The sequence below is a fragment of the Magnetovibrio blakemorei genome (assembly GCF_001746755.1).
GTDB lineage: Bacteria > Pseudomonadota > Alphaproteobacteria > Rhodospirillales > Magnetovibrionaceae > Magnetovibrio > Magnetovibrio blakemorei.
The window spans coordinates 22,930-29,954 of the sequence record NZ_MCGG01000024.1; the positions used below are offsets into that span (position 1 = coordinate 22,930).

Here is a 7,025-nt window from a genome sequence, read left to right on the forward strand (position 1 = left end):
TGGCTTGAATTAGGTTGTATGATTTTCCTTTATTAAGCCAAAAAACCCTGCGAAGAGAACGGTTGGTAACCCACACGTTATTTCCCGATGGGCGGCGCCCGCGCCAGCAGGGTCCTCGTCTGCTCGGAATCAGCCGAGCCGCCAAACTCGAAGTCGAAGGCGGTGGCGAACTTGCCGGCCAGCAAGGTGACGACGGAAATGATGCAGCCGCCGACAGCGGTGTTGCCGTCCACCTGGCCGAATACCATGAAGCCAATGCCGCCGACAATGCCGACCCCCGCCGTGACCAGCAGCACGTTGGCGCGGGTGTTGCTGCGCCCGGCCTTGATGAACTCGCTGTCGCGGGCGCGGGCGTCCTGGCGGTCGGCCATGGTGGCGGTCAGCGTGGTGATGGCGCCGGCCATCTGCTGCATGCGCTCCTCGTGGGCGAAGGCCTGGGCCTGGGAGCGCAGTTGGAAGACCAAATTGGGATCGGCCAGCATCTCGCGGGCCTGGGCGGGATCGTCGGTGCCGGTGATGGCGCGGACGCTGTCGGCCAGTTTTCCCACCGCCTTCTCGGCATCGTCACCGAACAGGCTGGCGATGTCGGGGGCGACGTCGAGGGCCACCTTGGCGAGGCCGACAACCGGATTGGCGGCAATGGCGGCGGCATCGCCGAGGAGATCAAGCAGGTTCATGGGATACCTCCAGGGCGGCACAGGCGCGGGCGTAGTGAGCCTTGCGGTCTTCGAGTCCGGTGAGGCCGCCGTTGATGCGCCGGGTGATGGTTTCGATGTCGCGGGCATCGGCTGGTCGGTTGAGGCCGTTTCTGTGCCAGAACCACCCCGCCGAGCGGGCGGCGGGATCGGGTTGCTCCAGCAGCTCGGGCTGGGCGATCAGGTCGAGGCCGAGGGCGGTGCCGCAGGCGGCATAGTTGGTCTTGCCGGTGACCTGGATCAGGCCGCGGCCGCGATAGCGCCAGCCATCGCCGCTGGCCTCGTCGCCATTGCCCATGCGGTTGGCGTAGACTCGGGAACCGATGCGTTGCGGCTGGCGGGCGTAGGCGGCGGCTTGGTCCGCGCTGAAGTGGCGGGGAAAGACCCGCAGCAGGGCTTCGGCGGAGTAGTTCAGGTTCTCGGCCAGGGCGCGCAACTGGCCGCTTTCATGGGCGATCTGGGCGAGGAAGGCAGCCAGCCGCAGCGGCGTATCGATGCTCCATTCGGCGCAAGCCTCGGCCAGCGGGGTGGCGAAACGGGCAATATCGGTGGGCCGCGCCGCCGGGAGGGCGGCACGCAGGATGTCTGCGGACAGCATGGGAACCTCAGTTAACGTGGACGCGGGAATCTTCGGCGACGGCGACAATCTCGACCTGCTCGGCGCGGGGACGAATGGCGAGGACGCGGGCGGTCTGCGCCCATGCCTGGCCGGGGCCGAAGCTGAAATACGTCCGCTCCTCCGAGCCGCCGACATAGGGGGTGACGGTCAGGGGATCGAGGACGCGGACCAGGGTGGATTCACCCGGCACGGCCTCGACCCGGAACGGCCCGGCTAGCCCACCGTCGCGGCGACGTAGCGCCAGGTAATGGGTGGCGCCCTCTGTCCATTCCACCGGCTCGGACAGGGCCAGCACGTCGCCCTGGTGCCCGATCACCTCGCCGCCCTGGCCCCAGCGGGGCATGTCGTGGGTGATGGCGACCAGGTCGCCGTAGGTGGGGATCATGCCCTCCAACTCGGTGCGGAAGGTGACCAGGCGGCGGCGGTAGCGGTTGTTGGCGGCGATGTAGAGACCTTCCCGTTGAGCATGGTCCTTGGCGGTGCAGCCGAACAGGTTGACCTTGGCCGGGTTGTCGCCCTGGCTGTCGGCCAGCTTTGCTGTGGTCTCGTCGGGCTTCCAGGTGCGGGACGAGAAATACTCCACCGTCACCGCGTCGGCGGTGTCGTCGCCCGGCATGACGTATTTGAGCTTGAACGAGCCCTTGACGATGTTGCGCGGCCCGAACATGGCCACCGGCATGGTCTGGGGCGGATCACGGATGATGCGGACAATGCCGCCTTGAAGCACGGGCACTGCCCGACCACAGCGCGAGATCCGCGTTAAAGCCTCCCACACGGTCATGGAACTATCGAAGATGCCGTTAAATTCGTCTCCTCGCGCTGCCCATGTTTGATCCAGGGTGTGGAGCGCATTCAGATCAATTCGGCCATCTGCCAGCTTTGCGCCATACTGAGCGCGACACGCATCGGCAAAAGCCCAGGCGATGGACCGGGTCGGAACGGGTGCGCTCCAACCTGTAGCTGGCTCCCACACCGGCAGCTTACGCGTCACGATGCAGTTGATCATGCGCGCGGATCGTTGCGACAGATTGTCCGTCGCTCGCATCTTCACGGCCAAAATGGTCAAGTCACCAAAGTCAGGTGTGCCATCCAGATAAGAGCGAAGCCCGCCCCAGCGGATTTCATGACCGGCGCGCGATGATGCATCCTTGGCATCAATACGTTGCAACTGCACTTCATAGCGCCCCGGCGAGGCAGCGTATTTATAACTTTGCCGCTGGGCTGTGTTGGTCGCGTCGGAATAGGTTTCCGATCCAAGGGTGATCCATGAACCAATAGCGACACCTTGGTCGTCGATGGCGCGCGCCTGTACCTGCCATTGGATGGTGCGGGTTTCCAAACCACCAGCGTCATTGGCGTAATAAAGGCCTCGCGGAAATACCACATCGATGCCGAGATGGCTGACCATGGTTTCTGCCGGGTTTGCAGTGAAGGGGCCAATCCAGGCACCGCCATCCGCTGCACTTAACAATTCCTGCCCGGCCACCTCAGGGGCGGTGACCACGTCGGTTTCAAATAAGGTGGCACTGCCGCCGGGGGAAACGACCTCGGTTTGCACTTCTTCAAACGAAGAAATCGGCGTGTCCTCGATGCGGATCTGCTCCAGATCGTATTCACCCTGACCAATCACATGGAGCTGAAACAGGTATTGTTCGTTGTTCACAAACTCCTGGTAAGACTGGGTCGCAAGATCGGGATAGATCAGATGCCGTCCATAAAGAACAGGGATCGGTTGGCCCAGCCGGGCTTCATTACCTTGCGCCGACAAAGAATAGGTCGGGCTTGGAGCAGGCGATGATCCAACGGCACTGAAGTTTAAGCTCGGCACCGACGGTCTCGGCGAAGGAATGACCGCATTGATCAGGGCTGAGCCTGCCAACGCAGCCACGCCGCCCATGATCGTGCCAAAACCAACCTCAAAAGCGGTTCCGGCAAACAGGCTGCCGGTCAGGCCCATAGATCCGGCAAGTGCTCCACCCAAGGCGGGAGCGGCCACCATTAAGGCAATGGAGAGAACTGTCTTAAGCGGGTTTTTGCCACCACCTCCACCACCTCCACCGTGAGGTAGAGCAACAAAGGTAACAACATCGCCATCGCCCATGACCGTCGAGGGCCAGTCAGCTCGGAGGATCGCTTGGCCGTTATGCAAACACAGGGTCGGGCGGTCGAATTCGATAATCCCCTCTGTATCCAGCCAGTCGCGCACAGACAATGGCTGAGCCACAGGCAGAATCTTTCTGTCCCGTCCTGGAAGGAACGGGTTGTTCATCATCACAACACAAGCAAGCATTATCCGGCAAACCTGTAAAAGCCTTCGACGCTCCAGCCATTCAAGGCCAGAGAATTTAAGGTCTGGAATGCCGCACCGGCTTCCTGAGAGCAGTGGAGAACGCCGCCATTATCAACCTCAAGCCAAACACCGACATGAATGGGATAGCGGGCCTGGCGCATGAGAACGCAGTCCCCGTCTTTTGGAGCGTTTACCAATTTCCAGCGTTGACGTTCGGGATGGTCCCGAAAGCCTCGCGCAATGGCGAGAACGTCTTCAGGGTTTGGGATACCGGGAAGATCACGACCAAAATGCTGCTTCTGAATATGACGGACAAACGCCCAACAGTGAAAACTCCATGTTTCCCTGTCCGGCGTACCGCCGTCCTCGCCTCTTGCTGGCCCGTCCCCGGTCGCAGACCAAGGGATGCCAATATAGGTTTCTGCCCAATGCATGGTTTATCTCGCTAATCCTGGAAACAGTTTTGCCGTAGGACCTTCACCAAAACTCGACCCGAACGGTTTTTGTGATAAACTCGGCCAGCAAATTAGAATTCAGTGGATGAAGCATTAATGAAAAAACCGCCTATCAAATATGTTGGCGATAAAAAGGTCCGTGATCTTCTTACCCGCTATGCTTGCCCTGTCCCATTTCATACCGTGCGCACACGTTTGCTCGGCAATATCGCGAGCCCAAGGCTTGATGCGTCGCCCATCCAGACTGTCAAGGACCTTTGGGGCGGCGAGTTGCCTGAGTTCGACGACATGGACGCCGTTAATTTGCTGTTTCAGGACCTGATGAGCCTCTGGAATAACCTGTCCAAACATCAGTCCCGATCAAAGCCCTTCAAACTGGCGCGTGAAATCACCGGATCAACAGAAGACGACCTCCGGCGATTGTGCGAGGTTCGCACGGAAGAACTCGAAGGCTTCGTCGACGGCCTGTTCGGAGCCGATGAAGATCTCGACCTCCCCGAACGCGCCGTTGACGGCATGGAACAACTCGGCGAAATCAACGCTATGATCCACGGGGTTATCGATCTTTTGAATAGGCCAACCATGCCGCCTGCAACCGACAAGGAGCGCGCTTCTACGCTGAAAAACGTGAATGAACTCTCGCGCATCGCGGAGAAGGAAATCCACGCGGTCATCCTGTCGTGCAAACGAGCACGGGCACAGTCAGTCCATCATTCTGGGCCCCCGCCAACGTTTCATTGAGCAACATGGTTCAAGATATCTTCAGCCGTTAATTTGTCACCTCGCCAACCCAGGAAACCGCGTCGCCGTATAGGTTTCTGATGGGAACGCCTTGTTGCCGATATCGAGCATGCGCGCCCGCCCCGTGACCTGCAGGGCATTGGCCTCCACCTCGGTCAGGCCGAGGGTGATCGGCGGATCCATCTGCGGCCCTTCCTTGTCTGTCGAAAGATAGGGTCGGTAGGTCATCTCGATCCGGTCCTGCGTTGCCACCGCCGCATCCAGATGCCGAACGATCTCGCGAGACACATTATCCAGCGTCACGGTGATTTCCGGCACCGGAGCGGTGTCGATGGGTGGCAGGGAAAGATCAAACGCCAAAGCCACAAACGTCACCATGGCACCGCCGTCCAGTGGTGCTGTCGGCTCCAGCCGCGCGATCAGGTCCACATGATCTCGAACGACCCGAACGGCTGTCGGCTGACCGTCATCATCTCTGAATGCCGGATGACGGTGCGGCGGGCATGGCGCGAACAAGAGACGATCAATTTGTCTCTGTTCCGCTGGGCTTGGTGGCGCTCACCTGGATTAGGCTCTTTAAACCCCTCCTGGCGGCAAACCTTCCTCAGAACCCATCAAACATGGGTTTCGAGAAACTGGGTTTTGTCAAAGAAGGCTTTAGAAAGCTGCAGCACATTTCTCATCTGGATCTGCGCGTTGGTCTCAGCATGACAGGCGACGATGCCAAGGCGCTGCATGCGGCGATAAAAGATGCGGCTGATACGATCACGAAAATGCCTGCCACATACATGACATACCCAGACGGCAGTGTGATCTTATGCTCCCACCGAAGTCAGATGCTCGAGGGCGATAGACGTCCATAGCCAAATGTCCATATTTTGAATCCCCCTTCAGGATTACGACTCCTGAAGGGGGACTAAATGCTTGTTCGACTTATTTTCGGTTAATCGAAACGACCTCATAATCGACATAAGGCTCGGATCGGTTTAGACGTAGGAAGCGATATTTGACCACAGCTTGTTTGGCCGGGGAATAGTAAGATGTAATGTTGTGAATGCCATCTTTGCAAACAACTTGGTAAACATCGTCTTCCCCATAAGGAAGTGACAAATGTGCTTCTGTGGTAACTTCACAACTGGCATTGTAAGTACGTGACCCATTAAAGGTGATTTTGACATCAAACGATGTTGTGTTTCCAACCTTCAAAGGCCAGAGAGAACCTTTAATATTTGATATTTCCCGCGTAATGCTCCCATATGAACAATTTTCCCCTTTAATCGGAGCATAGAAATCCAATTGACGGCTTCGTGTGTTAGCACATTTTGACCCAGCATTTTGGAAAGTATAACTATCCTCATCGGCGCTGATTACCTCAACATTGACATTTTCACCGGATGACCACAGCGTAACAAAAGTATCACCTGCCTTATATGACTGCGGCATCGCCGCAGGTGCCATCGGCTCGGATGGAGGCAGCATTGCCGCTTCTTTCGTCGTTTGACAGGCCGACAAAGTCAGTGCACCCACCAGGGAAACAACCATAGCTGATAGAGCATTCTTCATATTTTCTTCTCCATTAGACATCAATTTATGCGTTAATTAAAAACGGCCAAGGCGGATCAACCCGGTCGCGAGCGTTCGGGAAAGCTTTTCGTTTGTTTTGTCTTTGTGTACGGCGTAGACATCCGCTTCGTAGATGTTGCCTCGCCCGCCGGAGCACGGACCAGCGTAGACCTTGCCTTCTTTCCAGGTGCCCTCAGGCAATCCAGTGGTGGTTGTTTCGGGAACGGAGGGTAACGTAACGCTCCCCTGACTTGGGGTGACCCAGTATCCGATTGTGCCATGACCACCGTTGTTGTTCGGTTGATAAGAACGGTCGCTAAATTTGACAATGACAGCGTTGGTTCCGTCCGGCACATCCGATAGCGCTAACATGGGCGCGTTGCCATTGCCGCCATTGCGTTTGCAAATGCCATCCTTGGGAACGTCTTTGCCAGTCCACGCGGCATCAGCAAATGCAACTGTGATATGACCAAGCGGTGAGGCGGCTTCATACGGCGTCATCGTTTGGCATGCAGAAAGGCTAAGCCCGACCAAGGCCATCCCACTCATACGCTTTAAAATATTCAATTTTGCTCTCCCACCCATTTAAATTAGGTAGGATCATTGAGGGAATGGCTGCGCCAATCAACATAGGGAAATCCCCCTATGTTTAGAACGCATTC

9 protein-coding genes are annotated in these 7,025 nt (G+C 57.7%); 2 read left to right on the plus strand and 7 right to left on the minus strand.

Features of this window, described 5'->3' with window-relative positions:
- Nucleotides 1-77 precede the first annotated feature (77 nt).
- From BEN30_RS08270 to BEN30_RS08285, 4 genes are read right to left on the minus strand one after another with little or no spacing between them, the layout of a single operon-like run.
- The gene (locus BEN30_RS08270) at nt 78-677 is read right to left on the minus strand and encodes a hypothetical protein (RefSeq protein ID WP_069957874.1); all 600 of its coding nucleotides are present in this window, start codon (nt 675-677) and stop codon (nt 78-80) included.
- Nucleotides 664-1,293 (minus strand): glycoside hydrolase family 19 protein, encoded by a 630-nt coding sequence (locus BEN30_RS08275; RefSeq protein WP_069957875.1) that lies wholly within the window; start codon nt 1,291-1,293, stop codon nt 664-666. The genes BEN30_RS08270 and BEN30_RS08275 overlap by 14 nt, the downstream gene beginning before the upstream one ends.
- A 7-nt stretch (nt 1,294-1,300) precedes the next feature.
- On the minus strand, nt 1,301-3,604 hold the full coding sequence (locus BEN30_RS08280) for a host specificity factor TipJ family phage tail protein (protein ID WP_069957876.1): 2,304 nt from the start codon (nt 3,602-3,604) through the stop codon (nt 1,301-1,303).
- Nucleotides 3,604-4,038 (minus strand): NlpC/P60 family protein, encoded by a 435-nt coding sequence (locus BEN30_RS08285; protein WP_069957877.1) that lies wholly within the window; start codon nt 4,036-4,038, stop codon nt 3,604-3,606. Before BEN30_RS08285 ends, BEN30_RS08280 begins: the two co-directional genes overlap by 1 nt.
- Nucleotides 4,039-4,155: 117 nt before the next feature.
- Between BEN30_RS08285 and BEN30_RS08290 the strand changes: the two genes are divergently transcribed.
- Nucleotides 4,156-4,800 carry a hypothetical protein gene (locus BEN30_RS08290; RefSeq protein WP_069957882.1) on the plus strand — a complete coding sequence of 215 codons (645 nt, stop codon included), beginning with the start codon at nt 4,156-4,158 and terminating at the stop codon, nt 4,798-4,800.
- A 36-nt stretch (nt 4,801-4,836) separates the two neighbouring features.
- Here the strand turns inward: BEN30_RS08290 and BEN30_RS08295 are convergent, their stop codons facing one another.
- Nucleotides 4,837-5,316, minus strand: a complete 480-nt coding sequence (locus BEN30_RS08295; protein ID WP_281201831.1) for a DUF1833 family protein — start codon at nt 5,314-5,316, stop codon at nt 4,837-4,839.
- Here BEN30_RS08295 and BEN30_RS08300 point away from each other — a divergent pair.
- Nucleotides 5,280-5,663 carry a hypothetical protein gene (locus tag BEN30_RS08300; RefSeq protein ID WP_069957879.1) on the plus strand — a complete coding sequence of 128 codons (384 nt, stop codon included), beginning with the start codon at nt 5,280-5,282 and terminating at the stop codon, nt 5,661-5,663. The genes BEN30_RS08295 and BEN30_RS08300 overlap by 37 nt on opposite strands.
- Before the next feature lie 70 nt (nt 5,664-5,733).
- Here BEN30_RS08300 and BEN30_RS08305 read toward each other — a convergent pair whose 3' ends face one another.
- Nucleotides 5,734-6,384, minus strand: coding sequence for a hypothetical protein (locus BEN30_RS08305; RefSeq protein WP_069957880.1), 651 nt, complete (start codon nt 6,382-6,384; stop codon nt 5,734-5,736).
- Nucleotides 6,385-6,399: 15 nt separating this feature from the next.
- Complete coding sequence (locus tag BEN30_RS08310; RefSeq protein ID WP_139134928.1) at nt 6,400-6,930, minus strand: hypothetical protein; 531 nt, start codon at nt 6,928-6,930, stop codon at nt 6,400-6,402.
- Between the last annotated feature and the right edge of the window lie 95 nt (nt 6,931-7,025).